We start from the raw sequence: 1,266 nt of genomic DNA on the forward strand, positions 1-1,266 counted from the left end.
GTGAGTCGCGACATATGCGACAGGCTGGCGGGTGTCGAAGAACCGTGTCGCTGTGCTTAAAGTCGTCTCCAAGCAGCTGTCCGCGACCGCGGCGGCAGCCGAGTACGGGATGAGCCGGCAGCATCTCCAGCGGCTCCTCGCCCGCTACCGCGAGGGCGGCATCGAGGCTGTCGACCCGCGCTCGAGGGCACCGAAGACGAGCCCGCAGCGCACGAGCGAGACCGTGCGCGAGCAGGTGATCAGACTGCGCACGGAGCTAACCGCGAATGGCCTGGACGCAGGCCCCGTCACGATCGCCTGGCATCTCGAGCAGGAGGGCGTGACCGCCCCGTCCACCTCCACGATCCGCCGCATCCTCACCGCGGCGAACCTCGTCACCCCCGAACCCCGCAAACGACCCCGCAGCTCCTACATCCGCTTCGAAGCCGCCCAACCAAACGAGACATGGCAGTCCGACTTCACCCACTGGAGACTCGCCGACGGCACCGACATCGAGATCCTCAACTGGCTCGACGACCACTCCCGCTACCTGATCTCCTGCACCGCCCACCAACCCGTGACCGGCAACGACGTGGTCACGAGCTTCCTGGCCGCCACCGACACCCATGGCATCCCCGCCTCCACCCTCACCGACAACGGCCGCGTCTACACCGCCCGCCACGGAGGCGGACGCAACGCCTTCGAGTACCTCCTGCCACTACTGGGCGTGACCCAGAAGAACGGCTCACCCTTCCACCCGCAGACCCAGGGCAAGATCGAGCGGTTCCATCAGACCCAGAAACGCTACCTCGCCGCCCGTCCACGAGCCCACACCGCCGCAGAACTGCAGCAGCAGCTCGACCAGCTCCGCGAGCACTACAACGAGAGACGACCCCACCGCGCCCGGGACAGAACCACACCCGCAGCCGCCTACCGCGCCACCCCCAAAGCCCAACCAGCCCCCGGCGCCACCGCACCAGGCGACTTCCGCATCCGCTACGACCAGCTCGACACCAAAGGCAAGATGAGCATCCGCCGCGCCGGCAGAATGCACCACCTCGGTATCGGAACCGAACACGCCCGACGCCGCGTCATCGCCCTCGGCGACCAGGCCACCATCACCGTCATCGACCTCATCACCGGCGAAGTCCTCTCCACCCACCTCATCGAGCCCAACCGCACCTACTGGCGCAACCAAAACAAAGAGCCCGGCCGATGGCCGGGCTCTCGCTCATGAACGTCTCCCATGTCGCGACTCAGATGTCACCTATGTCGCGACTCAAGACA

1 protein-coding gene is annotated in these 1,266 nt (G+C 66.7%); it reads left to right on the forward strand.

Features of this window, described 5'->3' with window-relative positions:
* The first annotated feature begins 31 nt into the window (after positions 1 to 31).
* Positions 32 to 1,216: an IS481 family transposase gene (locus MJ603_RS18425; RefSeq protein ID WP_243065222.1), complete on the forward strand. Its 1,185-nt coding sequence runs from the start codon at positions 32 to 34 to the stop codon at positions 1,214 to 1,216.
* Positions 1,217 to 1,266 lie beyond the last annotated feature (50 nt).

Origin of the sequence: Humibacter sp. RRB41, from assembly GCF_022761015.1 — a bacterium.
In the GTDB taxonomy this organism is placed as follows: Bacteria; Actinomycetota; Actinomycetes; order Actinomycetales; family Microbacteriaceae; genus Humibacter.